We start from the raw sequence: 23,762 nt of genomic DNA, 5'->3' as shown, positions 1-23,762 counted from the left end.
TGCGGTTTTAACGAGGTTTTACATGCAAGATTACAAAGTAGCAGATATTAATTTGGCCGCTTGGGGCCGCAAAGAAATTGCCATTGCTGAGACAGAGATGCCAGCTTTGATGACCATTCGTCGCAAATACGCGGATAGCAAGCCACTGGCTGGTGCGCGTATTATTGGTTGTATCCATATGACCATTCAAACAGCTGTGTTGATTGAGACTCTGATTGAATTAGGCGCACAAGTGCGCTGGTCGTCGTGCAATATCTTTTCTACCCAAGACCACGCTGCGGCAGCTATGGCAGCAGCTGGGGTGCCAGTATTTGCATGGAAAGGCGAAACCGAAGAAGAATACGAGTGGTGTTTAGAGCAAACTTGCCACGAGAACGGTGAATTGTGGGATGCCAACATGATCCTTGATGACGGCGGCGATTTAACCTTGCTGATCCATCAAAAATACCCACAAATGCTAGACAAGATTCATGGTATTACCGAAGAAACCACTACCGGTGTGCATCGCTTGTTAGAAATGTTGAAGCATGGTGAGCTGAAAGTACCTGCGATTAACGTCAACGACTCTGTCACCAAGTCTAAGAACGATAACAAATACGGCTGCCGCCATTCCTTAAACGATGCCATTAAGCGCGCTACTGATCACTTGTTGGCTGGTAAAAAAGCGTTAGTTATTGGCTACGGAGATGTGGGTAAAGGTTCTGCCGCTAGCCTCCGTCAAGAAGGCATGATTGTTAAAGTGACTGAAGTAGACCCGATTTGTGCGATGCAAGCCTGTATGGATGGCTACGAAGTAGTATCGCCTTACCTGAACGGTGTTAACACTGGCAGCGCTGATGGCATTAACCGCGATTTGTTACAAAACACCGATTTGCTAGTCACCACCACGGGTAACGTGAATGTGTGCGACAAGCACATGTTAGCGGCGCTTAAATCAACTGCTGTGGTCTGTAACATTGGTCACTTTGATAATGAAATTGATACCAAGTTTATGCGTGACAACTGGCGCTGGGAAGAAGTGAAGCCACAGGTTCACAAAATCTATCGTAGCGATGATGCTAGTGACCACTTACTCTTGTTGTCTGAAGGACGTTTGGTGAATTTAGGTAATGCCACAGGTCACCCAAGCCGAATCATGGATGGCAGCTTTGCTAACCAAGTATTGGCGCAAATGCATTTGTTCAGCGAGAAATTTGCTGACTTGCCAGCTGCCGATAAGGCGGCACAATTGCGGGTAGAAGTGTTGCCTAAACAGTTAGATGAAGAAGTAGCGCGTTACATGGTGCAGGGTTTTGGTGGGGTTATGACCAAACTTACCCAGCAGCAAGCAGACTACATTCATGTCACGGTTGAAGGGCCATTCAAATCTGACGATTACCGTTACTAAGCAAGTTAAAGCTTATTTGTTGCAGGCTGCCGTTCAGGTTCTGGACGGCAGCCTTTTTTTATCGAGCGATTGGGCGTAGGAAAAAAAACAATGATAAACTAGCGCGCTAAACTGCAGTTTACATTTACTTGCTTAGCAAGGTAGCTATTTATGGTTTCATATAAACAACTTACCGCGGCTGATTTCGACGCCGTGATAGAACTTGGCAACAAGGTTCATGGTGATAATTATCTTACCGATGAATCATTGGCCGATTATGCCGAGCGTGGCATCAAAGATGGGATTAACCTCAATTGGTTGGCGTTTGTGGATGGCCAATTAGCGGGCATCCGATTGACCTTTGCGCCGGGTAACTGGGAGTTAGATGACCACTGTACACCGGCAGAGTGGCCGGTGGCCCCTGAGCAGATGTGCTACTTTAAATGCGTGGCGGTGGATCCTGATATTCGCGGCGCTGGGATTGGTCGCGGTATGCTAGAGCGCAGCATTAACGAAGCGAAGAAGCTTGGCTGTCGTGCCGGCTTGGCGCACATTTGGATGCAAAGCCCAGATAACGCTGCCTTTGAATACTTTACTCGTTGCGGCGGTGAGCTTATCGAAGAGCATGGTAAGCGTTGGTACGATTTATCCGTCAACGATGGTTATCACTGCCCGGTGTGTGACGGTATTTGTTACTGTAGCGCCGGCGAGATGATCTTGAGATTTAAATAATAATGTACGACCCGCTTCATGATTCGTGTCCGGGTCCGCAGCAACAGCATCATCTCACCACGCCAGCGGGCACCATTCGCTGCGCCAAAGTGATTATTGCTAGCAATGGCTACAGCGCCCAGAACTTACATCCAAGTGTTCAGGGACGCACCCTGCCGGTGTTATCGAGTGTGGTGGTGACGCGGCCGCTAACCCCAATCGAGCTAGCCACCATCAAACTGACGAGTCAACGCTTGGTAATGGATACCCGAGCGCTGAAATATTATTTTAGATTACTGCCAGATCAGCGTCTCTTGTTTGGCGGACGTGGTGCCATTACCGGCAAAGATGCGGATAAACCGCGCTATCGTGAGCACTTACTAGCCGCCTTGGCCGATACCTTCAGTTGTTTGCGTGGTATTCAAGCCGAGTACTTTTGGAGTGGTTGGGTGAGTGTCGCCTTGGATGACTACCCGCGGATTTATTCACCAAGCCCAGGGGTTTTTACCAGCATGGGTTACTGTGGGGCGGGCGTGACTTTTACTCAGTTAGCGGGGCAACGGGTAGCTCAGCTGGCCATGGGCGCTGAGCTACCGGCACTACCGTTTTATCAATCGGCGTTACCGCGCTTTCCATTCGCGCGGTTTCGCCGACTGGGCCAACGGCTTTATTACTATGTTCATCGTTAATTATTAATTGTTAATTATTAAAGCCCGAACACCACTTTTTCGCTGGCCAGCATTTTGCCAATCAAGCGCATCAATATCCAAGATACCACCAGTGTCGCTAAGGCACTTAAACCCAATGGCAGCCACTGTAATGACTCACCTTTGATTAAATCTAACAGGGCTTGATGCTGTCCGGTAACTGGTAGGTAATAAAGTGCTGGGCTTTTTAAGCGCGCAAACTCTACCCCAAACACTGCAATCATCGGCACCATCAATAGTAGCGAGATGTAGGTTTGGGCTTCTTTGAAGCTCTTGGCGCGGAAACTCACAAACAATTGCAGTGCCGTAGCCAGTAATGCTAAGGGGGCTAACAGGGCAATGATGAGCAGTAGATCAGCGGCCGACAAGGACACACTCATGCCGATTTCGTGGAGCGGCAAAAATTGAAACACTAAAGGCGTTAACAACACGCATAACACGCCCCCGAACATCGCAAAACAACTAGCTGCCAGCGCTTTACCGTACACCAATTGGTGACTACTTAACGGCTGCGCTAGCAGTAGTTCCAGGGAATTGCGCTCGCGTTCGCCAGCACTAATATCTATCGCTACGTTCATGCCGGAGAAAAACACTGACATCAAGAAGAAAATCAGCACACTCCCCATCAACAATGCTGCACGCGAGCCTTGAGTAGCAGTGTCATGCTTTATTAAAGTAATCGGATTAGCGACATTTGGATCAATTCCGCGCATTTGTAATCGCATAAAAGCAATTTGGTTGCCGTAAGCCGAGATGGCTTTTTCCAGACGACGCAAATCTGTGGTCTGCTTCTGCGCACTGAAATCCGCGGTAATGATCACTTCAACGGGGATACCTTTGCCGATTTGCTCGCCCCAGTTGGCGGGAATCTCCAGCTCAATAGGAGTAGTACCGGCAGGCCAAGGTTTGTCGCGTTGGACGATACCCTGTTGATTCAGGTGTTCGACCAGCGCCGGTGCGTGATCCGTGCCACTGATATCAATTTCGACATCACTGGGGGCGGTTAATTGGCTGATAAGAAAATAAAAGGCCACGGCCATGAACAGCGGACCAAAAAAGGCATAAGACATCGCCGCCATCACCGAGCGTTTATCACGCAGGGCATCTTTCAGTTCTTTACGCCATACAGTTGCAATGGGGTTGCTCATGCCGCAATGCCCTCGTCAGTTCCGATAATTTTAACAAAGGCTTCTTCTAAAGCCGTTTCACCCGTGAGTTCGCATAATTGCTCGGTGGTGCCTTGCGCTGCTACTTTACCGGCAGCTATCACCACCACTTGGTCGCACAGTGCGGCGACTTCTTGCATCACATGGCTAGAGAACAGGATACTGGTGCCCTGGGCTCTTAAATCACGCAGCAGATCACGCAAAATACGTGTGCTCATCACATCTAAGCCGCGGCTTGGTTCGTCTAAAATCAGGTGCTTGGGCTGATGCACAATAGCCTGTGCCAGCGCGACTTTCATTCGCTGACCCTGCGAAAAGCCTTGGGCTTTACGGTCGGCGATGGCGCTCATATCTAGGCGGTCAATCGCGGTTTGGGTTGCTTGTTCAAGCTGGCCACCACTAAACCCGTGCAAGGCTGCGAAATAAGCGATTTGCTCGCGCGCGGTGAGCCGCTCATAGAGCCCGAATTTATCCGGGAAGATGCCAATATTGCGACGCGCTTCAAGGGGTTGCTTACTGGTATCTATGCCATCAATAAGGGCATGTCCACTATCGGCCTTAAGCAAGCCGTAAATGGTACGCAGACAAGTGGTTTTGCCGGCACCATTAGGGCCTAGCAAGCCGGTGATTTGCCCCTCCGGGGCCACAAAGCTTAAGCCATTGAGGGCATTCACCTTACCGAAGCTTTTCCGTAGTTCAGATACTTCAATCATGCTAGCCCCCTATAAGCCTTTGCCGTTGCTGTTTAAAATAAAAGGCACGGCCTTTTTCGTTTCAATACAGCTGGTGTCTAACCCGGCTGGGTCAGCAGTTTCCAAGAACTTGGCTACTAATTGGTTAGCACAGGTGTGGCTAACAATAATGTGTGAACCATGCTCAGCAATCACGTGACGGCTGTTGGTTAAGGTCTGCGCCGCTAAGGCACCCCAGGTAGGTGGCGTGACCGGATCTAAGCGGCCAGACAAGAGTAACGTTGGAATATCGCTTGCGACTGGGGCGAACCATTCGCTCGGCCGCTCGGCCTGTGGCCAAACGGAACACATTTGTACAAAAGCATCACCGGTGCGACTGCCGATAAAATCATTATCGCCGTCGGCAGCTAGCAGCTCTGGGGTTGCGCGGGCTAGATCTTCGCTACAAAGCACGGACAGCATCAGGCCCATGTAAATTTCTGCCTGGGCAGTAGTGGTGCCTAACAAGCCCACTAACGGGGTGTAATTAGCTTTGGCGGTTTGATCAATCACGTACGGCAACATTTGGCGGGTGGTGGGATGATACAAACCCACCCGCATGACGCTACTAAAACGCCCGGCAGTGACCATGATCTCTAACGGCTCATTAGTGAGCGGGTCTTTAATGCTAATCAGTTGCGGCTGTTGCTCTAACTGCTTTAACACCTGCACGTAAGTGTCGCCCAAGTTAGGGAAGGTATCCGCACAGGCACTACTCGCGCGGCATTGCTCTAATAATTTATTGAAGGCGTCAGCACCATGACGACCGAACGGCCCGACAATCACCTGAGGTGGTGCCACGGCATCGAGTACAGCAGTACGCACAGATTGCGGAAATTCACGCAGGTAGATTAAGCCGGCGCGGCTACCGTAAGAGCCGCCATAGAGGTTAACTTGTTGATAACCCAAATGTTGGCGTACTTGCTCAAAATCTTTAATCGCATGCAAGCTATGGAACTGAGTAAGATCGTATTGCTCAAACTGCGCCAAACACTCACGCGCCATCTCATCTAGTTTTACATCATCATCGGTTTTTACCAATTCTTGCTCGTGACTCAGGCTACAGCTCAGTGGCTCGGACTGACCGGTACCGCGCTGGTCGATAAGCAAAATATCGCGACGTTTGCGCACCTCAGCGAAGATGCGATTAATCATGGGCGCCAACTCAACCGCTGCTTGGCCGGGGCCACCAGCTAAAATCAATAAGGGGTCGGGACGTTTACTTTCGCTGACGGCTGGTAACACTGCGTAGTTAATGGTCAGTTGTTTAGCGTCTGGCGCCGCATAATCTTGCGGTACCGATAAACTTCCGCATTGTACCTGCTCGCTGATCCCTTTGAGGTAGCAGCCGGTTAATTTGCTGGTGGGAGTGCTGCTAGTAGCAGCTGTACTGTCGGCTTCAGGTGCGGTTTGCGCAACGGCGGGCAACAGCAAACTCATCAATAAGCTAGACGCCACTGCTAGTTTGGTCAGCAGCATGGTGGACATTCCGTTCGTTCTCATAGGTTGTTATCCGATTGTAACAAGTTGCCTAAGTGTAACGAGAAGCACAGAGTCTGGGAAGCGTTAAACTGTAAATGATTATTTAAGCTGGATGGTTATTCTTGGGAGTAGTCAGCGATGCGCTGCCGTAACAGTTCAATGACATTACCGTTAGCGAAACTGCTGGTAGGTTTTTCTACACTGCTGCTATGTTGCCGCACCCAATCGACATCGCCATTGGCGGCTAAATCACGTGGGCTTAGGCTTAACACCAAAAGGCGGCCGATGTCATCGGCACGATGTTCGATTGCGAATTGGATCATGGTGCTATGGTTGCAACGCACGTCACTATAGATATCGCGGATACGTAGACGGTAGTCTCGCAGCTTGTCGCGAAAACCTATGCTATCGTTGGCGCGCACATAACTGCATAGGCTAAGAACCAGATTTTCGTCGTAAGGTTGCAACAGCGGTTTGGCCTGCACCGGGCGCGCAGCCACAAGTGTCGCTAGCACCACGGCTAACATGACTGTCACTTGAACTGCATAATAACTAGAACGCTGCACCGCAACCCTACCCTTCACATCTTCAGCTAAACTTTTCGCTGATCTTAGCTACCTACTGTTGCAATCATATTACTGAGCGTGGCCAGGGCTTGCAACGGAATAAAATGTTAACTAATGCGGAGGTCTTTACAGAATAATTACACTTTAAAGGCGCTGCGTTCCGATCTCGCCGTTAACTCTTGCGTAGGTAAACTTCTGTTACAAATGCGTGCGGGTTACTGGCATCGGCGGGGTGTTCAACGGCTTCGATGAGGTCCCAATCTGCGACGGCTTGGTAATCAGGAAAATAGGTATCTCCGGCGGTGTCTAAATCGATTTTGGTGAGGTAGAGTTTGTCGGCACGAGGTAAAAACTCAGCATACACATGGCCGCCGCCGATAACCATCAGCTCATCGGCATGGCCGGCAGCTTGCACCGCATAATGCGGGCTATTCACCCAAATCACTCCTAGTTCATCGGTATGAGGCTGCTGATGCTTACGGCTTAAAACAATGTTGGTGCGCCCGGGTAATGGGCGCCCAATAGATTCATAGGTGGTACGGCCCATCACCACAGGCTTGCCCAAGGTTACTTGCTTAAAGTGCTTCAGCTCAGCTGGCAAATGCCATGGCATATCGCCATCTTTACCGATCACACGATTGGCTGCCATCGCAGCAACAAGAGCAATTAACATGGGCTTTCCATCCTATTTCTGGTAAACGACCTCGACATCATAATCATCGTCGTCAAAATCGTCATCATCGTCTTCGTCATCGTAGTCATCTTCATAAGCTTCTAATTGCTGCTTATGATAGTCATCCCACTTAAACTCAACGTTAGCTTTAGCCTCGGCTTCCATTTCTTCTGGAGTTGGCTTGGGCAGTGCTTCTAAGTAATTGACGATCTCTTTACACAGAGCGTCCGTGTTCACATGAGCTAAGCCGGAGATCTGATAAACTGGGCCGTCCCATTGCAAAGCTTCTTTCACTCGAGCAATGCCTTCGGCTATTTCTTCTTCAGACAGCAAGTCTACTTTGTTCACCACCAACCAACGCGGTTTAGCAGCCAACTCAGGGCTGTATTTCTCTAACTCTTGCACGATCGTTACTGCTTGCTCAGCTGGATCTGTCTCATCATAGGGAGCCAAATCAACAAGATGTAATAACAAACGGCAGCGCTCAAGATGCTTTAAGAAACGAATACCTAAGCCAGCGCCTTCAGCAGCACCTTCAATCAAGCCTGGAATATCTGCGATCACAAAGCTCGCATGTGGCACCGGACGTACCACGCCTAAGTTAGGCACCAAGGTGGTAAACGGATAATCCGCTACTTTAGGTTTTGCCGCCGATACGGAACGAATAAAAGTAGATTTACCAGCATTTGGCATGCCCAGCAAACCAACGTCAGCCAACAGCATTAATTCTAACTTTAGGTTACGAATTTCGCCCGGCGTACCCATGGTTTTTTGCCGTGGGGCGCGGTTGGTTGAGCTCTTAAAACGAGCGTTACCAAGGCCGTGAAAGCCGCCCTTGGCGACCATTCTACGTAACCCATGGCGAGTTAAATCGCCCAGTACTTCGCCGGTTTCGATATCGGTAGCGCGGGTACCCACAGGCACCTTCAGCACCAAATCTTCGCCACGCTTACCAGTACAGTTTTTGCCTGAACCGTTTTCACCGCGCTGAGCCCGATGAAAGCGCTCAAACTGATAATCAATTAAGGTATTGATATTTTCATCAGCTTCTAGATAAACGTCACCGCCATCGCCGCCATCACCCCCATCAGGTCCCCCTTTTGGGATGTATTTTTCACGGCGAAAGCCTACCACGCCGTTACCGCCGTCGCCTGCTTCTACGCGAATTTGAACTTCATCTACAAACTTCATGATTACCTACCTGCTTACATGAAAAAACCCCGCCACATCGGACGGGGTTTCTTATTTCTTTCGTGAGCTCGTTTAAACTGAAATTATTCAGTAACGATGCTTACGTATTTGCGGTTTTTAGGACCTTTTTCCGCAAAAGAAACTTTGCCGTCCGCTAACGCGAACAAAGTATGGTCACGACCGATACCTACGTTATCACCAGCGTGGAACTTAGTACCACGTTGACGAACGATGATGCTGCCAGCTAATACTGATTCACCACCAAAGCGTTTCACACCCAGACGTTTACTTTCTGAGTCACGACCGTTACGAGTTGAGCCTGCGGCTTTCTTGTGTGCCATTTGTCGTTACTCCTTAATTAACCGTTAATACCAGTGATTTTCACTTCGGTGAACCACTGACGATGACCTTGGCGTTTCATGTGGTGCTTACGACGACGGAACTTGATAATGTTCACTTTGTCTGCACGACCATGATTGATAACTTCCGCCTTGATAGATCCACCAGAAACAAAAGGTGCGCCGATTTTAACGTCGTCACCGTTCGATAGCATTAATACTTGATCGAACTCAACCACATCACCGGTGGCTGCTTCCAGCTTTTCCAGGCGGACGATTTGGCCTTCAGTTACACGGTGTTGCTTACCGCCACTTTGGAATACTGCGTACATAGATTTTCTCCGATTGATCCTCACCGAGGTGGTGAGGGTTTCTTTATTTAAATCTGGGCGCGAATTGTACATAAACTCGCGAGGCGAGTAAAGTGCAAATACGCTGTTAGCTATTAGATATTAAGTGCGACACAAAACCGCTCTTGCTCTTCAAACCAATAGCTAATGACTTATAGCCAATCGCGCTCTTGCTCTTAAAATTACGCGATCCGGTCGACGGCGATGGCGGCGAGGGCGTGCAGCGCATCGCGATAAGGCGATGGCGGTAGCTGTTGTAATTGTTGTTGGGCTAATTCGGCTTCGGCCAAGGCGCGGTTACGGGTGTATTCTAGTGCGCCGGTACGCTGCATGGCAGCTAGTACCGCGGCTAAATGCTGGCGGCCATTGCCCTGCTCGATGGCTTGTCGAATCAGGTTAGCTTCGCTATCGTTGCCGTGCCACATGGCGTACAACAGCGGCAGCGTTGGCTTACCTTCGGCCAGGTCATCACCGGCTTGTTTACCCATAGTGTCGCTATCGGCGGTGTAATCCAACAAGTCATCGACCAGCTGGAAAGCGGTGCCAAGGTGGCGGCCGTAGGCTGCTAAGGCAGCTTCGACGGGCTCCGGCTGAGCCGCCAGTACTGCGCCTAACTGGGTGGCCGCTTCAAACAGTTTGCCGGTTTTGCCGTAAATCACCTCAAAGTAGCTGGTTTCTGTAGTGTCCGGGTCGTTACAGTTCATCAACTGCAGCACTTCGCCTTCAGAAATAATATTGGTGGCGTCAGCTAGGATTTTCATCACCTTCATGGAGTTTAAGGTGACCATTAATTGAAAGGCGCGCGTGTATAAAAAGTCGCCGACGAGTACGCTGGCTTCGTTGCCAAACACGGCATTGGCGGTTTTTTCGCCGCGGCGTAATTCAGAAGCATCAACCACATCGTCATGTAACAAGGTAGCGGTGTGGATAAACTCGACGATGGTGGCTAACGTGAGATGGCCATGGCCTTGGTAACCCACGGCACGTGCGGCAGTTACCGCTAACAGTGGGCGCAAGCGTTTGCCGCCACTATTCACAATGTATAAGCCGAGTTGGTTAATCAGTGCTACATCTGATTGTAATTCGCTGCCAATTAATTGATTGACGCCGGCCATGTCTTCGGCCATTAACGCATTGATCTGTTTTAGGTTCATTGCTTAGTGCTGCTTAGCTGCCACAAGTAAAATCATGGCGCAGATTGTACACTATTTTTTGCTTGGGAGCAGCGAAAAACCACCAGCGCTAGCACAAATCCACTAACGATACCGCCACTATGGGCGTACAGAGCTATGCCTTCAACCAAGCTAGGAAAGCTAAAATCAAGCAGGCTTTTGATCAGGATACCTAGCACGATAGCTGCGCCGATCCATTGTTTAGCCAACGCATCTTGCAACGCGGCGTAGGCGAATAAGCCATACAAGGCGCCAGAAAAGCCGGCATAGATTTCGTGGCCTGGGGCAAACCAGAGTTGGCTCAAGCTACTTACAATGGCTACTGGGAGCAGGATCCACCAGTCTTGATTTCGTTGCAATTGGGCCGGAAATAACAGCCAAGCAATCCAAATACCAGCGACATTAAACCACAGATGGGCTTGGTCATGATGCATCAGGTTGGCGGTGAGGGGTTGCCACCAAGCGCCTGCGTAAACTTGCGCGGTGACCATAAACCAGGCGGAATGCCAAGGTGTTAGCAGGTAATAACAGACAACAAGCAGAGCGCTAAGTGCACTAGGTACCCATAGGCTCTGCTTGAACGTCTTCAATGGGTTAGCTTACTTAACGAAGTCTAAACCAATTTGGATGTCGTTTTTCAAACCGTCTAACATGTCGGCTTTGGCTTTCTCTTCGTACGCGCTTAATTCGCCGTAAGACAGGATTTCTTCAACACCGTTAGCGCCAAGGCGAACTGGGTGAGCGAAGAATAAGGCATCGTTACCGTCGGTTTCAACGTAAGTGCACTCTACGACGCTGTTGTCGCCTTGCAGTGCCTTCACCAGTGACAAGCAGAAGCGCGCTGCTGCTTGGCCCATAGATAAGGTAGCAGAGCCGCCGCCAGCTTTAGCTTCAACCACTTCAGTACCCGCATTTTGAATACGCTTAGTTAGCGCTTCAATTTGCTCGTCGGTAAAGCTTAGGCCTGTTTGTGACAACAATGGCAGGATGGTGGTACCGCTGTGGCCACCAATCACAGGAACTGTGACTTCAGCTGGGTTTTTACCGTGAATTTCAGCCACAAACGTTTCTGCACGAATCACGTCTAAGGTAGTCACACCAAACAATTTGTTTTTGTTGTAAACGCCTTTTTTCTCTAACACTTTTTTAGCGATAGCAACGGTAGTATTCACTGGGTTGGTGATAATGCCGATGCAAGCCGTTGGGCAATTGTCCGCAATAGCTTCGATCAGGTTAGCAACGATACCAGCGTTGATGTTGAACAGGTCAGAACGGTCCATACCTGGCTTACGTGGTACACCAGCTGGGATTAATACGATGTCGCTGCCCACTAACGCAGAAGCTAGGTCGTCTTTGCCGTAACCTTTTACGCTAACCGCAGTTGGGATGTGGCTGAGATCGACAGCAACACCAGGAACAACTGGCGCTACATCGTATAAAGCCAACTCTGTACCAACTGGTAATTGGGTTTTCAAAAGTAATGATAGTGCTTGACCGATACCACCGGCTGCACCTAAAACTGCAACTTTCATCTCAGACTCCATCCATTTATGTGGGGAAATTTAGGCCAAAAACTCTACTCTCTTTTAGCGAAAAATACAACGGGCGACCGCCTGACTAGGCGCTTATCTTGTATTGCTGTACACTCAGCAGCTACTCTGTAAATCCATAATAATAACTAGCAACCAGAAAATCATAGAGAGATATACGCATGGCCGACCCTAAAGCTGCTGATTTAATTGAAGCCTTCAAAGCGCTACTCAAAGAGGAGTGTTATGGCTCGCAGGGAGAGATTGTTGAACAGCTAAAAGAGCTTGGTTTTACTAACATTAGCCAGTCTAAAGTGTCGCGTATGTTGAGCAAATACGGCGCCGTGCGCACCCGCAATGCGCGCCAAGAAATGGTCTATTGTTTACCGCCTGAGCTGGGCATCCCGAGCACCCATGCGCCATTAACGCAGCTTGTTTTAGATATTCAACACAATGATGTGATGGTGATCATTCGTACCACCCCTGGCGCCGCCCAGTTGATTGCGCGGTTGTTAGATTCGGTGGGCAAGCAAGAAGGCGTGCTCGGCACCATTGCCGGCGACGATACTATCTTTATTGCCCCGGTGAAGGTTGCGCAGATTGAAGAAACCATGCGCAACGTGCAACAGTTGTTCGATAGCGTCAGTTAGAGCTGTCCTTGCTGCTGTAAGAAATCAACGGACGGGGCGAAGTAAGCGCTATTACTGATGGCCTCGATGTAATCTAGCAGCGGGTCGTAATCACCTTGGCTATCGGCCAGATAACGTTGTTTGAGCCAGGTATGCAGGTGGCTGGGTTGGCCGGTGCAATACAAGCCTAACAAGCCCTGCTCGCGCAAATTTCCCCATGGCATGTTTTGTCGTAGCAGCTCTAACGGTTGCTCGTTGGCATCCAGTAACCGCGCGGCGCGACTGTGGCTGACTTGGCTTAGCAAGGCTTCACTGATGCGCTCGCCCGTCACTTTCTTGCGCCCCATCACATGCTCTTGCATATCGGTGCTGAGCTGTTCCCAGCGCCGTAAATCGTGCCGAAACTTCTGCAAGTAAATGTAGCTACCAGCGGCAAACACAGGATCGTCCTGCACCAAGGCCACTTGCCGACGACGCAGCCCTCGTGGGTTATCAGGCGCTTCAATAAAGCCCAATAAATCACGGCCATCCATAAATCTGAAGGTGGTGATCTGCTCAACGAGCTCGACGTCATGACCGAGCCATTCAAGTAAGGTGCGAGCTGCTTGAAAGTTAACATCGAACCGATCTGAACGAATGTTGAGTAATAAATCAAAAGACTCCCGCGGCGCTTGTCGGTCGCCATCGCTCACCTCAGGAAAGCCGGTTAATTGTAACGGCCGCACATGACTGTAAAGAATATCCCAATAATCACTACCGATGGCCACCATGCCATTGAGCATGGCTTCAGAGAAACGTGCATCTAGGCCTTCGAGTAACATCGGCACTCGTGCCAGCTTGCGCCGCACGGTTTCCACCTCATCAGTCATCACGTTCAACAGTAACGTGATGCCGTGCAAATTAGGTTCTGCGTATACGCCTGATTGTGCTTGTGCCGTCATGGTCGCTTACCTACCTGGTAAATTCCTCGAAAAAAAACGCGTATCGGTCGATTAATGTTTGCAATTATCCGTTGGCCCCGCACAATGTTATGTTTGGTTAGTCTATTCTGCCAAGCTTTGTAGCAAAAAAGTAGTGTAGCAAAATAAATGTCTTTTTGGAGAACCTATGCATACCCCTTCGTCTTACTTATCAACGGCTTTAGTTGCTGCCTTAGCGGTAACCCTTTCAGGCTGTGCTAGTAGTGGTGCTGGTACTGCTAGCGCTGATGCGCCAGCCGCCACTGCGGTTACCCGCGCGGCCAGTGCTGACCAAGCTTTTAGCGAGCTCGCTGATAGCATTTATCAGGCTTATTTGAACCAAGGCCGTGGGGTAGAATTAACGGATATGAGCCCAGTGGCGGTAACCGCACGCGCCGAGCAACAACGGCAATGGCTACAACAGTTGCAGCAAGTACCGGTAGCTGAGCTATCGCGCCAGCAGCAAATTAACCACCGAATGCTGGTTTATCGGCTCCAAAATGCGGTTGATAGCTACGATTACAACGACCATTACCAACCGCTCAATGCCGAGGGTGGCTTTCATAGCAATCTTAGTTTTATGGTCAGTAACACCGCCTTTCGCAGCGCCCAGGATTATCAAGATTACTTAACTCGGCTGCAATCTATTCCGCGTTATTTAGAGCAACAAACTGCATGGTTGCAACGCGGCTTGGCGGCTGGTTACAGTCAACCACAAGCGGCTATGAAGGGCTTTGAAGAAAGTATCAGCGCCTACATTGTGCAAGACCCAAGTGAGAGCGTGTTCTTTGCCCCTTTCACCGAAGCCAAACCAGCGTTTGTTAGCGACCAGCAGTGGCAACAATTTGGCGCCCGCGCGCAGGACATCATTGACGACGAGGTGGTGCCTGCCTATCAGCAATTGTTTAATTACATGGTGATGGATTATTTACCCAGTAGTCGCACCAGCATCGGTGCGAGTGAGCTACCAAACGGCGCTGACTATTACCAAAATCGCATCAAGCATTACACCACCTTAGATTTGACTCCTGCTGAGATCCATCAAATGGGCCTAGCTGAAGTCAAACGTATCCGTAACGAGATGGCGTTAGTGATTGAAAAAACTGGCTTTGAAGGCAGTTTTGCAGAGTTCACTGATTATTTGCGCAGCGATCCGAAGTTTTATCCGCAAAGTGCCGAGGAGCTGCTGCAATACGCGTCTTATATTGCTAAGAAGATGGATGGTGAGCTTCCTAAGTTCTTTAAATTGCTGCCGCGCCAGCCCTATGGCATAGCCCCGGTGCCAGCAGAGATTGCGCCTAAGTACACCACCGGCCGCTATGCCGGTACCGGCCGTGATGACCGTGCCAGCTTTTATTGGGTCAATACCTATGCGCTGGATCGCCGCCCGCTGTATCAGATGGAGGCGTTAACCTTGCACGAGGCGGTGCCTGGGCATCACTTGCAGGGAGCGCTAGCGCGTGAAATGGAAGACTTACCGGCTTACCGTCGCCACACGTACATTTCTGCTTTTGGCGAAGGTTGGGGCTTGTATGCCGAGTGGCTAGGTAAAGAAGCTGGATTTTATCAAGACCCTTACAGTGACTTTGGCCGGCTCAGTTACGAAATGTGGCGTGCCGCTCGATTGGTGGTAGATACAGGCATGCACGCCATGGGCTGGAGCCGTGACCAAGCGATGGAGTTTATGGCTTCGAATACGGCACTGAGTATGCACAACGTGCAAACAGAAATCGATCGATACATTACCTGGCCTGGGCAAGCTTTGTCGTACAAACTAGGTGAGATGCTGATCCGTAAGCTACGCATTGAAGCCGAAGATGCCCTAGGTGCTCGTTTTGATATTCGCGAGTTTCACCATCAGGTGCTGAAAAACGGCAGTGTGCCGCTCGATGTCTTGGAACAAGAAGTGCGGGCTTGGATTGATGCTAGCGTGCAAACGCAAGCTAACAGCTAACGCACCGGAAATACCCAAGTCGCCGGCAATTCCTGATCGGGAACTAAGCCGGCGCCTTCGGGTAACGCCTGACCATGACCGTCAAGCAGGGTGGCTGGGGCGTACATAGAGACCCCGATGATCCAGCCATTGGGTAAGCTCTTCACAATGGTTGGCGAGAAGGCCCCGCGAGTGGTTTGGCCATGCAAGCTAAAGCCGCGTAAACGCAGCGCTTGGGCTAGGTGTTCAGCGGCACTGGCGGTTATTTCACTCACTAACACCCGCCCCCCTTGATACAGACGACTCAAATCGGGACGCCGTTGCTCGGTTAGCTGATGCTGATTGATACTCGCAAAAGGTAAGGGTTGCGCTTGCAAACTCAAGGCTAGTTGGCTGGCCAGTAGCAGGCTGCCGCCTTCGTTGAAACGCAAATCTATGAGTAAGCTGGGGGGCTTGCCAAGGCTCTGACTGGCTTTTTTGAGATCGCTGGCGAGCTTATCTAACGCGCGTTGTAAGCAGCGCTGACCAGCCTCGCTATAACTCACTTTAACCTGCTGCAGGCCTTGTTGCACGCTGGTAAAACCATGCAGGCGTAACACGCCCAAATAATATTCGCCAGAGCTCAGCAGGCCCCACCACAAGGCTTGTTCGCAACCGTTATAGAGCGCACTTTGTTGCAACTCCTGCAGCCATTGCTGGCGGGATAATTCGCGTTGCGCCTCGCCTACGCTAAATGGGTTAACGCGATAATAAGCTCCAAGCTCGCGCGCCAGCACAAAGGCGTGGCGATCATCGCTATCTACCAAGACTTCGCGCACCAGTTGATACAAAGCGACGGACTTATCCGTATCGGTAAGGTTATGTTGAACATCCAGCCGTTGCGCCTGATAGCGCCAGCGCAATAATTCCGTTTGGCTTAGGCCATGCTGAAACTGCGTAAGTACCTCGGCTAAGGTATCGATGACGGCGCTGGCGGAGGCCTCGGGTGGTTGCCGACAAGGAGCGGGTAACAAGGGCTCACGGGTAAAAAATACCGGTATGCCATCAGATAAACGGCGTAACACCAAGGTGTTGCGGCCCGCTCCTACCCATTCGTGCTGGCCAGGGTTGTAAGCACTAGAAAACACCCGTGGCAGTAAGCCGGCATCGGCACTCCAGCATTGGCTGGGCGTATATTGATAGCGCGTTAACAGGCCGTCGTTGGCTTCAAGGTAGCTGTGGTATTGGGCTGACCAATACACCCCATCGGCAATCTCTAACTGTTGTGGGGCTAAACTCGCAGTGCAACCACTGAGCGCCAGCAACAACCCGCCCAGCGCCAATCTGCAGCGTTTAGAGATACCTGTCATACAATAACTGCAACGTCGCCTCTGCTGCTCGTTCACCTTGTTCTGCCCAAATTTCTAGCGGTTGCTCGATAACTTGATAACCGCCGCGGCTTGCGCTCACACCGGCCACTTGGCGCTCACGCTCTAAATTGTAGCCACCGGCTCGGCCTCGATAGGACTGCGCTGCCTGTGGAATTTTAATGCGCTCGTCTGCCAGCAAGGTGGCATCTGTCATGGAGGTCATGCTGATATGGTAACCAATCGGCTCGTAGTTCAACGTTTGCTCGCGGTAGGGCAAGACTTCTATCAACAGCTTAGTATGTTTACGCAGCATGTCCATTTCTAGGCGCTGCTGGTCATCCTGCGGATTACGCTCGGTACTAGAGCGGATTTCGGCGTCTAGTAGCCGCATGGCCACCGCCCGATTTACCAAACGCACCCCGTATTTAAGCAAGGTGCCTTGATAGCCGCGTTGATACTCTTGCCATTGTGCCGACGTGAGCATAGGGTCGCGATAATCACCTTGGCCACGTCGCTGCTCTACCCCAATCTGGATATCTTGCGAGCTGGGTGTAAAGGTGCCTTCGGTACCTGTAGCTTGGCTATTGATACTTACCCGCCGTTGCATCTGCCAATCCGACACCATGGCACTGAAGGGCTCTCCCACTAACATGATCAGTTGCGGGCGTCCGGCTGCTTCATAGGCCGTGCGAAAGGTCGCCTCATCTACCCTGATTAAGGGCTTAGGAGCTGCTCGTTCGGCGCGAGCCCGGTCAAAATAAGGCTCTTTAAGCATAGGTTGGGCGGGGGCATCTTGTTGCTTTAGTGGAGTACTGGCTACGGGCCAGGTCGCCAGGCCTAGCCCCAAGGCCGCCAACAGCAACTTGCTGGGCCCTAAAAACTTACCAGTAACACTCGAACGATCAGCATACCTGTTCATGTTAGCGTCCTTCGCGTAGCTCAACTAAAAAGTAGGCGGCACGGTCGTTCAGTGAGGTTTCTTTATAGATAGCCGTGCCATTGGCTGGTACATACACCCGCCGCCACATGGTTTCATCCATCAAAGGCGCTTGGTTGGCATCAAAAAACAACGCCTTGCCTTCAATTTGTAAATCGTAGTCGGTACGGTTACGAATCATGGTCCAGACTTCTAATTGCCCAGTTGCGCTGTTACTGATGCCGCTGCGATCAAGAGTTACTTTAACCGTATCTTGTACCCGCTCACCGAAGATGGTTTTAGTGATATCCGTGCGGTTAAGCTGGTGATCAATAAACACGATGGTGTTCAATTCATTGGTGGTGGTGCGCTGCACTGGGTGCGCGCCTTGGTAGCCGTTTTGGGTGGTACTGCCGCAGCCTGCTGCCAGCAAGGTGACCGCTGCAATAGCTACTAACTTGGTGCCTAAATGACTGTTCATTGTTGTTATCCTTTTGCTGCCGATGCCATCATCTTGTTTAGAATGCTGACTCAGCGCGCGCGTGAGCTATGCCAAATCAGATGATTGCCACGCTGATCTTGATAATGCCAAAACACCCCGGACGGGAGTGAAACCGGCTGTCCGTCTAAATCTGCATAAGTTGCCTGCCAATCACTAATATCAGTGGGCGAGCCGGAAAAGGTGCTGACATGAATGGCATCTGGCAAACTAGCCCAATAACGCGTGTCGGCGCGCGGTTTAACATTGGCCGATAACGCCATGCTAGCCACCCCAATCAAGGCCAAAGTATTACCCACCTGCCCGCTACTGCCGCCAACTGCCGGTGACCAGACTCGTGCTGCTACCCCTAACTTAGCTAAATCCGCACCAATATCCGCGGTGGTATTGGCAAAACTAGCTTTGCCTTCAATAATCGCATCTACTGGCCTACCGCCACGTGAGGTGGCTTGCCAATACACACTCTCAATAGGAGCTAACTGTTGCGTTTGGCCCGCCATGGTTAGGGTTACTTGTTTCTCGGTGAAGTTTTTCCCCGGGCGAAACACCAGCTCGTAATGGCCCATACCGTCGGCTAACTTACGCGGCGCAAAGCCCGTTTCAGCTAGCACAAGCACATTATCGTTGGCATCCGGAATGACGATATCTGGCCGCAATTGCTGTAACTCAGCGTACGCCTCGGCGGCTAAGCCGGGGCTGCCCATTTTTTGCGCCGACCAGCCGGCCAGCAACAGTAACACCGCAAAATCTGCACGATTCTGTTCTTCTTCGGCAAAGGCATCTTGCAACAGCCCGCTGATAAAACTGGCGCGAGCATTGTCGTACTCACCGTCAGCTAGGTAAATCAGGCCGCGATAGTAGTAAGCCATAGCACGTTCGTAGGGCTCACCTTTGAAGTCTTTGCGGCCTTCTTCGTGCCACAGGCTGCGCGCTTGAAGTGCGGCTTGGTTATCTGCATACACAGTTTCAATCACCGCTAACGCAGCATCAAAGTTCTCGCGCGCAAGATCGAGATCGCCCCGATAAAAAGCAGCGGTACCTATCTCCATGCGGTTGAGCACTTCGTTACGCTTACCCTCGGCAAATAACTTTTGATATTGTGCTTGGGCATAGCTGGGTTGCTCTGCCACCCTGCTTTGCTCTTGCTGATTAAGCTGCAAGGGTTGGTAAGTAGCTGGCCCCGTGGCTCCACAGGCGGCTACCGCTAAACTGACAACGGCCAGCCCCGCCAGCCGCACCGTTTGCTTTGCCGTATTAGCGGTAGATGATGTCATCTTGCGCGGTTTTCTGGAATTCATACATGCCGCTCCACACATAAGTGCCAAGTTCTAGGTCGATTAACTCAAAGGTAATTTGATGGTAACGCGAGCGCTCTTGGCTGCGGGTATCCATCGCATCAAGGGACATGATTCGTCCCACTAAGCGAAAATCTGCGCCAGCAGTAGCTTGGGTGCTACGAATGGTACCGCCATCCACCACGCCCATCCGCTTCAGTTCACGCTCTTTCTCAACCATGTCGGCAAATTCCCGGCCGACGAAGGTGAGTCGACCATTGGCGGCACGATTCAGGTTGATGCGTAAGCGGTCGGTGAGCATGTTTTTGTTGATGCGCGACGAGCTCTCGTTGGTAAAATATTCGCTGTCGATAATGATGCGGGGGGCGATCTCGCGATTCACCAATTGCGGGTTGCTGAGCATATCGCGCATCATTTGGTCGGTGACCGCCATGATGTCTTGGGACTCAACGCCTACCCCTTGGATTTTTCCCGGTGACCGTGCATCTTCATAGACGGTGGCGCGGCCGGCGCTGTTATCAATCTTGGTAGCACCGCAACCGGTGAGCAAGAGCCCACCGATAAGCATGATGCCGGTTAATACGAACTGTCTCATGGTAACGTCCTCATTGCAGCTTGTTTGATAGGCTGATGGGTAGGTTCAAGTTAGTAACCGACACCCGCCCCAGCTGAGGCGTTATACAGGTACTGCATGTAGTTGGTTTTCATTTCTGGATAAATCGACATCACTGAATTAAGAGCATCTTGATAGTGCGGATGAGAGGAGTGATTCACATACATCCAAACCGCCAGATCTTGCAGCGAGTTAAACGAGATATCTGAGCTACCACGAATCACTTCTTCGCCACCGGCCATCTCTAGCGCCACTTCGCGGCCGATACTTTCACCTACAGCCTGACCGAGCATGCCACCAAAGAAAGGAATATTTTCAGCTAGCTTTTGGCCTGCATAGGCTCCGGCCATACCACCGATAGAACTACCCATTTCGGCATTTCGGGCGTTATTAACCCACTCGGCTAGCACCCCGTCTGAGGTGTAGGGGCTCATGTAACTACCACTGTTATCTTGAATTGGGGTTGGCGATCTTAGTTGATTAGGCTGGGCCAATTGCGGCCCCATAGCACAGGCGGTCAGTAACAAGGATAGGCATACGGCAACTAGTAATTTGATGTTGTTCATAACAGCTCTCCATTGAGCTCAAAGTTTTGTCTAATCGTTATGATTTAATAGGAGATTTCATTGAAACAGCCGTAAAACCTAGGATTAATCATAACTTTTGTTATTGGTGCTGCTTGATTTACAGGCAACAAAGTAAAGATTATGCAAAGTTCCTATTTTATCAAGGCGACAGCTATCACAAATGTTTAACCGCTTGTTTTGATATCAATTTTAATTATTAGTTATGTCTTACTTGTTTAGTATTCATCATGTTTATCGCAAAAATATGCGGGAAAACACTTATGCCAATTCAAATATGTAACAAAAGCCCGTATAATTCGTGGCACTTTATTAACCGCAACAGCAAAAGGGGTACCCAGTGCTGCAAGAATATCGTAAGCATGTCGAAGAGCGGGCCGCAGAAGGCATTCCGCCAAAGCCACTGACAGCAGAGCAAGTTGCTGATTTAGTAGAATTATTAAAAAACCCACCAGCGGGCGAAGAAGACTTCCTAGTCGAGCTAGTGTCTGAGCGTGTACCGCCAGGCGTAGACGAAGCTGCTTATGTTAAAGCCGGCTTTTTATCAGCCATCGTTAAAGGCGAAACCAGTAGCCCGATCGTTAGCAGAGAAGCAGCTGTTGCTCTGTTAGGTAACATGCACGGTGGTTATAACATCGTGACCCTAGTAGAGCTGCTAGACGACGCTGAATTAGGCGAGTTAGCCGCAGAAGAATTGAAGCATACCCTACTGATGTTCGATGCCTTCCACGATGTGGAAGAGAAAATGAAAAAGGGTAACCAGCTAGCCAAGCAAGTGATTGAATCTTGGGCTGACGCTGAATGGTTTACCAGCCGTGATGAATTGCCTGAAGCAATCAAAACTACCGTCTTCAAAGTCACTGGTGAAACTAACACCGACGACTTGTCACCAGCGCCAGACGCTTGGTCTCGTCCAGATATCCCATTACATGCCAAAGCCATGTACAAAATGCCACGCGAAGGTATTACTGACGCGGCTAAGCAAATTGAAGAACTGAAGCAAAAAGGCCACCCTGTCGCGTTTGTAGGTGACGTGGTTGGTACAGGTTCATCACGTAAATCAGCCACCAACTCAGTGTTGTGGTTTATTGGTGAAGACATGCCTGGTACGCCAAACAAGCGTGCTGGTGGTATCTGTATTGGTGGCAAAGTAGCACCAATCTTCTTCAACACCATGAAAGACGCCGGTGCGTTAGTGTTTGAAGCAGACGTCGAAAAAATGAACATGGGTGATGTGATTACCATCTACCCTTATGCTGGCAAAATTGAAAACGAAGCTGGCGAAGTGATTGCTGAGTACGACTATGCCTCACGCGTGATTTTAGACGAAGTACGTGCTGGCGGTCGGATCAACCTGATCATCGGTCGTGGTTTAACTGAAAAAGCTCGCGAAGCTCTAGGTTTAGGTCCGTCTGAGCTATTCTTGAAGCCAGAGCAGCCAGCAGATACAGGTAAAGGCTACACCTTAGCGCAGAAAATGGTCGGTAAGGCTTGTGGTATGGCTGGCGTCCGTCCGGGTACTTATTGCGAGCCGAAAATGACCACCGTGGGCTCACAAGACACCACCGGCCCAATGACACGTGACGAGCTAAAAGATTTAGCTTGTTTAGGCTTTACTGCTGATTTGACCATGCAGTCATTCTGCCATACCGCGGCTTATCCAAAACCGGTTGATATTGAAACCCAGCATACTCTGCCTGATTTCATCATGAACCGTGGCGGCGTAAGCTTGCGTCCAGGTGACGGTATCATCCACAGCTGGTTAAACCGCATGTTGTTACCCGATACCGTAGGTACTGGTGGCGACTCACACACCCGTTTCCCGCTAGGTATTTCATTCCCAGCAGGTTCAGGCTTGGTTGCTTTCGCAGCTGCTACCGGCGTCATGCCACTAGATATGCCTGAATCAGTATTGGTGCGCTTTAAAGGCGAGATGCAGCCTGGTATCACCTTACGTGATTTGGTTCATGCGATTCCTGCCTTTGCTATCAAAGAAGGTTTGTTGACCGTAGAAAAACGCGGCAAGAAAAACATCTTCTCTGGCCGCATCTTAGAAATCGAAGGCCTTGATCACTTAACCGTTGAGCAAGCCTTTGAATTATCTGATGCGTCAGCTGAGCGTTCAGCTGCGGGTTGTACCATCAACTTGTCAGAAGAGTCGGTCGCTGAGTACTTGCGTTCTAACATCACCATGTTGCGTTGGATGATCAACGAAGGCTACGGCGATGCCCGTACCCTTGAGCGTCGCGCACGTAAAATGGAAGAATGGTTAGCGAACCCGCAATTAATGCGTGCTGATGCTGACGCTGAATACACCGCAGTTATCGAGATCGATTTAGCTGATATTAAAGAGCCGATTGTTTGTTGTCCAAACGACCCAGACGACGCTAAGTTCTTAAGCGAAGTTGCTGGCGATAAAGTAGACGAAGTGTTTATTGGTTCTTGTATGACCAACATTGGTCACTTCCGTGCAGCTGGTAAGTTGTTAGAGAAAAACACCGAAGAGCTCAACACGCGTCTGTGGATTGCGCCGCCAACCAAGATGGACGAAGCGCAACTACGTGAAGAAGGTTACTACAACATCTACGCAAACAATGGCGTGCGCACTGAAATGCCAGGCTGTTCATTGTGTATGGGTAACCAAGCACGAGTGGAGCCAGGTGCAACGGTATTATCTACCTCTACGCGTAACTTCCCGAACCGTTTAGGCGACGGCGCTAACGTGTACTTAACTTCAGCTGAATTAGCTGCCGTGGGTGCGATTTTAGGTAAATTACCAACGCCTGCAGAGTACATGGAATACGCTAAAGACATTAACTCAATGGCTGGCGAAGTTTATAAGTACTTAAACTTTGATCAAATGGATGCCTTCCGTGCGGCTGAAGCCGCGGCGAAAGCAAACATCATTCCAACCATTAACCTAGGTTAATGTAAGTAAAAAAAGAGCTGGCCCTTGGTCTAATGCCGATCAGTTAAGAAATATTTTAGCGATCGGTTGACCGA

24 protein-coding genes are annotated in these 23,762 nt (G+C 50.3%); 6 read left to right on the top strand and 18 right to left on the bottom strand.

Going from position 1 to position 23,762, the window contains the following annotated elements; translation table 11 throughout:
- The first annotated feature begins 22 nt into the window (after positions 1–22).
- From ahcY to NOG12_RS08455, 3 genes are all read left to right on the top strand, one after another.
- Entirely contained in the window at positions 23–1,387 is a 1,365-nt protein-coding gene (gene ahcY, locus NOG12_RS08465; protein WP_313932977.1) for an adenosylhomocysteinase, read from the top strand.
- Between the two features lie 150 nt (positions 1,388–1,537).
- Positions 1,538–2,098, top strand: coding sequence for a GNAT family N-acetyltransferase (locus NOG12_RS08460; RefSeq protein WP_153826387.1), 561 nt, complete (start codon positions 1,538–1,540; stop codon positions 2,096–2,098).
- Between the two features lie 2 nt (positions 2,099–2,100).
- Positions 2,101–2,766, top strand: coding sequence for an NAD(P)/FAD-dependent oxidoreductase (locus NOG12_RS08455; protein ID WP_313932976.1), 666 nt, complete (start codon positions 2,101–2,103; stop codon positions 2,764–2,766).
- Between the two features lie 17 nt (positions 2,767–2,783).
- Here the strand turns inward: NOG12_RS08455 and NOG12_RS08450 are convergent, their stop codons facing one another.
- The 11 genes from NOG12_RS08450 to mdh form a co-directional block, all read right to left on the bottom strand.
- Positions 2,784–3,932 carry an ABC transporter permease gene (locus NOG12_RS08450; RefSeq protein ID WP_313932975.1) on the bottom strand — a complete coding sequence of 383 codons (1,149 nt, stop codon included), beginning with the start codon at positions 3,930–3,932 and terminating at the stop codon, positions 2,784–2,786.
- On the bottom strand, positions 3,929–4,663 hold the full coding sequence (locus NOG12_RS08445; protein ID WP_110076696.1) for an ABC transporter ATP-binding protein: 735 nt from the start codon (positions 4,661–4,663) through the stop codon (positions 3,929–3,931). The genes NOG12_RS08450 and NOG12_RS08445 overlap by 4 nt, the downstream gene beginning before the upstream one ends.
- A gap of 9 nt (positions 4,664–4,672) precedes the next feature.
- Entirely contained in the window at positions 4,673–6,169 is a 1,497-nt protein-coding gene (locus tag NOG12_RS08440; protein ID WP_313932974.1) for an alpha/beta hydrolase, read from the bottom strand.
- 110 nt (positions 6,170–6,279) lie between these two features.
- Positions 6,280–6,747, bottom strand: coding sequence for a DUF3718 domain-containing protein (locus tag NOG12_RS08435; RefSeq protein WP_313932973.1), 468 nt, complete (start codon positions 6,745–6,747; stop codon positions 6,280–6,282).
- Between the two features lie 154 nt (positions 6,748–6,901).
- The gene (gene folA, locus NOG12_RS08430; protein WP_313932972.1) at positions 6,902–7,402 is read right to left on the bottom strand and encodes a type 3 dihydrofolate reductase; all 501 of its coding nucleotides are present in this window, start codon (positions 7,400–7,402) and stop codon (positions 6,902–6,904) included.
- A 12-nt stretch (positions 7,403–7,414) separates the two neighbouring features.
- Positions 7,415–8,593 carry an Obg family GTPase CgtA gene (cgtA, locus tag NOG12_RS08425; RefSeq protein ID WP_313932971.1) on the bottom strand — a complete coding sequence of 393 codons (1,179 nt, stop codon included), beginning with the start codon at positions 8,591–8,593 and terminating at the stop codon, positions 7,415–7,417.
- An 83-nt stretch (positions 8,594–8,676) separates the two neighbouring features.
- Positions 8,677–8,934: a 50S ribosomal protein L27 gene (gene rpmA, locus NOG12_RS08420; protein WP_055439238.1), complete on the bottom strand. Its 258-nt coding sequence runs from the start codon at positions 8,932–8,934 to the stop codon at positions 8,677–8,679.
- A 17-nt stretch (positions 8,935–8,951) separates the two neighbouring features.
- Positions 8,952–9,263, bottom strand: a complete 312-nt coding sequence (gene rplU, locus NOG12_RS08415; protein WP_055439239.1) for a 50S ribosomal protein L21 — start codon at positions 9,261–9,263, stop codon at positions 8,952–8,954.
- Positions 9,264–9,463: 200 nt separating this feature from the next.
- Entirely contained in the window at positions 9,464–10,435 is a 972-nt protein-coding gene (gene ispB, locus NOG12_RS08410; RefSeq protein WP_313932970.1) for an octaprenyl diphosphate synthase, read from the bottom strand.
- 32 nt (positions 10,436–10,467) lie between these two features.
- Positions 10,468–10,944: a rhombosortase gene (gene rrtA, locus NOG12_RS08405; protein ID WP_153826391.1), complete on the bottom strand. Its 477-nt coding sequence runs from the start codon at positions 10,942–10,944 to the stop codon at positions 10,468–10,470.
- 108 nt (positions 10,945–11,052) lie between these two features.
- The gene (gene mdh, locus NOG12_RS08400) at positions 11,053–11,985 is read right to left on the bottom strand and encodes a malate dehydrogenase (protein WP_153826392.1); all 933 of its coding nucleotides are present in this window, start codon (positions 11,983–11,985) and stop codon (positions 11,053–11,055) included.
- Positions 11,986–12,164: 179 nt separating this feature from the next.
- Here mdh and argR point away from each other — a divergent pair, with 179 nt between their 5' ends.
- Positions 12,165–12,632 (top strand): transcriptional regulator ArgR, encoded by a 468-nt coding sequence (gene argR, locus NOG12_RS08395; RefSeq protein WP_313932969.1) that lies wholly within the window; start codon positions 12,165–12,167, stop codon positions 12,630–12,632.
- Here argR and NOG12_RS08390 read toward each other — a convergent pair.
- Entirely contained in the window at positions 12,629–13,552 is a 924-nt protein-coding gene (locus NOG12_RS08390; protein WP_313932968.1) for a Dyp-type peroxidase, read from the bottom strand. The two genes, argR and NOG12_RS08390, sit on opposite strands and share 4 nt — an antisense overlap.
- Positions 13,553–13,718: 166 nt before the next feature.
- Between NOG12_RS08390 and NOG12_RS08385 the strand changes: the two genes are divergently transcribed.
- The gene (locus NOG12_RS08385) at positions 13,719–15,524 is read left to right on the top strand and encodes a DUF885 domain-containing protein (protein ID WP_313932967.1); all 1,806 of its coding nucleotides are present in this window, start codon (positions 13,719–13,721) and stop codon (positions 15,522–15,524) included.
- Here NOG12_RS08385 and NOG12_RS08380 read toward each other — a convergent pair.
- The 6 genes from NOG12_RS08380 to NOG12_RS08355 are packed head-to-tail and all read right to left on the bottom strand — an operon-like array spanning position 15,521 to position 20,741.
- Entirely contained in the window at positions 15,521–16,852 is a 1,332-nt protein-coding gene (locus NOG12_RS08380; RefSeq protein ID WP_313932966.1) for a S41 family peptidase, read from the bottom strand. The two genes, NOG12_RS08385 and NOG12_RS08380, sit on opposite strands and share 4 nt — an antisense overlap.
- Positions 16,836–17,771, bottom strand: a complete 936-nt coding sequence (locus tag NOG12_RS08375) for a hypothetical protein (protein WP_313932965.1) — start codon at positions 17,769–17,771, stop codon at positions 16,836–16,838. Before NOG12_RS08375 ends, NOG12_RS08380 begins: the two co-directional genes overlap by 17 nt.
- 1 nt (position 17,772) lies before the next feature.
- Positions 17,773–18,249 (bottom strand): putative periplasmic lipoprotein, encoded by a 477-nt coding sequence (locus NOG12_RS08370; RefSeq protein ID WP_313932964.1) that lies wholly within the window; start codon positions 18,247–18,249, stop codon positions 17,773–17,775.
- 50 nt (positions 18,250–18,299) lie between these two features.
- Entirely contained in the window at positions 18,300–19,565 is a 1,266-nt protein-coding gene (locus tag NOG12_RS08365; RefSeq protein WP_313932963.1) for a COG3014 family protein, read from the bottom strand.
- Positions 19,522–20,157, bottom strand: a complete 636-nt coding sequence (locus NOG12_RS08360; protein ID WP_313932962.1) for a hypothetical protein — start codon at positions 20,155–20,157, stop codon at positions 19,522–19,524. Before NOG12_RS08360 ends, NOG12_RS08365 begins: the two co-directional genes overlap by 44 nt.
- 50 nt (positions 20,158–20,207) lie before the next feature.
- Positions 20,208–20,741, bottom strand: coding sequence for a hypothetical protein (locus NOG12_RS08355; protein ID WP_313932961.1), 534 nt, complete (start codon positions 20,739–20,741; stop codon positions 20,208–20,210).
- 358 nt (positions 20,742–21,099) lie between these two features.
- Here NOG12_RS08355 and acnB point away from each other — a divergent pair, with 358 nt between their 5' ends.
- Positions 21,100–23,688: a bifunctional aconitate hydratase 2/2-methylisocitrate dehydratase gene (acnB, locus tag NOG12_RS08350; RefSeq protein ID WP_313932960.1), complete on the top strand. Its 2,589-nt coding sequence runs from the start codon at positions 21,100–21,102 to the stop codon at positions 23,686–23,688.
- Positions 23,689–23,762: the final 74 nt, after the last annotated feature.

Source organism: Pseudidiomarina fusca, assembly GCF_032227045.1.
GTDB lineage: Bacteria > Pseudomonadota > Gammaproteobacteria > Enterobacterales > Alteromonadaceae > Pseudidiomarina > Pseudidiomarina fusca.
This window is presented reverse-complemented; position numbering and strand designations above follow the sequence as displayed.

What these genes read in the sequence shown, in the direction of transcription:
- ahcY (WP_313932977.1), top strand. Translation starts at nt 23, where the DNA reads ATGCAAGATTACAAAGTAGCAGATATTAATTTGGCCGCTTGGGGCCGC.
- NOG12_RS08460 (WP_153826387.1), top strand. Translation starts at nt 1,538, where the DNA reads ATGGTTTCATATAAACAACTTACCGCGGCTGATTTCGACGCCGTGATA.
- NOG12_RS08455 (WP_313932976.1), top strand. Translation starts at nt 2,101, where the DNA reads ATGTACGACCCGCTTCATGATTCGTGTCCGGGTCCGCAGCAACAGCAT.
- NOG12_RS08450 (WP_313932975.1), bottom strand. Translation starts at nt 3,932, where the DNA reads ATGAGCAACCCCATTGCAACTGTATGGCGTAAAGAACTGAAAGATGCC.
- NOG12_RS08445 (WP_110076696.1), bottom strand. Translation starts at nt 4,663, where the DNA reads ATGATTGAAGTATCTGAACTACGGAAAAGCTTCGGTAAGGTGAATGCC.
- NOG12_RS08440 (WP_313932974.1), bottom strand. Translation starts at nt 6,169, where the DNA reads ATGTCCACCATGCTGCTGACCAAACTAGCAGTGGCGTCTAGCTTATTG.
- folA (WP_313932972.1), bottom strand. Translation starts at nt 7,402, where the DNA reads ATGTTAATTGCTCTTGTTGCTGCGATGGCAGCCAATCGTGTGATCGGT.
- cgtA (WP_313932971.1), bottom strand. Translation starts at nt 8,593, where the DNA reads ATGAAGTTTGTAGATGAAGTTCAAATTCGCGTAGAAGCAGGCGACGGC.
- rpmA (WP_055439238.1), bottom strand. Translation starts at nt 8,934, where the DNA reads ATGGCACACAAGAAAGCCGCAGGCTCAACTCGTAACGGTCGTGACTCA.
- rplU (WP_055439239.1), bottom strand. Translation starts at nt 9,263, where the DNA reads ATGTACGCAGTATTCCAAAGTGGCGGTAAGCAACACCGTGTAACTGAA.
- ispB (WP_313932970.1), bottom strand. Translation starts at nt 10,435, where the DNA reads ATGAACCTAAAACAGATCAATGCGTTAATGGCCGAAGACATGGCCGGC.
- rrtA (WP_153826391.1), bottom strand. Translation starts at nt 10,944, where the DNA reads ATGGTCACCGCGCAAGTTTACGCAGGCGCTTGGTGGCAACCCCTCACC.
- mdh (WP_153826392.1), bottom strand. Translation starts at nt 11,985, where the DNA reads ATGAAAGTTGCAGTTTTAGGTGCAGCCGGTGGTATCGGTCAAGCACTA.
- argR (WP_313932969.1), top strand. Translation starts at nt 12,165, where the DNA reads ATGGCCGACCCTAAAGCTGCTGATTTAATTGAAGCCTTCAAAGCGCTA.
- NOG12_RS08390 (WP_313932968.1), bottom strand. Translation starts at nt 13,552, where the DNA reads ATGACGGCACAAGCACAATCAGGCGTATACGCAGAACCTAATTTGCAC.
- NOG12_RS08385 (WP_313932967.1), top strand. Translation starts at nt 13,719, where the DNA reads ATGCATACCCCTTCGTCTTACTTATCAACGGCTTTAGTTGCTGCCTTA.
- NOG12_RS08380 (WP_313932966.1), bottom strand. Translation starts at nt 16,852, where the DNA reads ATGACAGGTATCTCTAAACGCTGCAGATTGGCGCTGGGCGGGTTGTTG.
- NOG12_RS08375 (WP_313932965.1), bottom strand. Translation starts at nt 17,771, where the DNA reads ATGAACAGGTATGCTGATCGTTCGAGTGTTACTGGTAAGTTTTTAGGG.
- NOG12_RS08370 (WP_313932964.1), bottom strand. Translation starts at nt 18,249, where the DNA reads ATGAACAGTCATTTAGGCACCAAGTTAGTAGCTATTGCAGCGGTCACC.
- NOG12_RS08365 (WP_313932963.1), bottom strand. Translation starts at nt 19,565, where the DNA reads ATGAATTCCAGAAAACCGCGCAAGATGACATCATCTACCGCTAATACG.
- NOG12_RS08360 (WP_313932962.1), bottom strand. Translation starts at nt 20,157, where the DNA reads ATGAGACAGTTCGTATTAACCGGCATCATGCTTATCGGTGGGCTCTTG.
- NOG12_RS08355 (WP_313932961.1), bottom strand. Translation starts at nt 20,741, where the DNA reads ATGAACAACATCAAATTACTAGTTGCCGTATGCCTATCCTTGTTACTG.